The sequence below is a fragment of the Stenotrophomonas sp. SrG genome (assembly GCF_050031795.1).
Taxonomy (GTDB): domain Bacteria; phylum Pseudomonadota; class Gammaproteobacteria; order Xanthomonadales; family Xanthomonadaceae; genus Stenotrophomonas; species Stenotrophomonas rhizophila_A.
This window is the reverse complement of record NZ_JBNBBE010001660.1, coordinates 1-231: the sequence shown is the minus strand read 5'-3', so window position 1 is coordinate 231 and position 231 is coordinate 1. Positions and strand designations below refer to the sequence as shown.

Below are 231 nucleotides of genomic sequence, written 5' to 3'. Positions count from 1 at the left end.
GTCGTAGAACTGTCGCGGCTGCAGTTCGCTTTGACCGCGATGTACCCCTTCCTCTTTGTTCCCCTCACGCTTGGCCTCTCGTTCCTGGTGGCCATCAGGGAAAGCGTGTACGTCATGACCCGCAAGCCGGTCTGGCGCCAGATGACCCTGTTCTGGGGCACGCTGTGCGGCATCAACTTCGCCATCGGCGTGGCCACCGGCCTGGTGATGGAGTTCCAGTTCGGCATGAAA

Annotated in this window: 1 protein-coding gene; it reads left to right on the top strand. The window is 61.0% G+C overall.

Going from position 1 to position 231, the window contains the following annotated elements:
* Positions 1–231: cytochrome ubiquinol oxidase subunit I (locus ACQG3P_RS25005; protein ID WP_426806549.1), on the top strand; the 231-nt coding region annotated here is incomplete at both ends.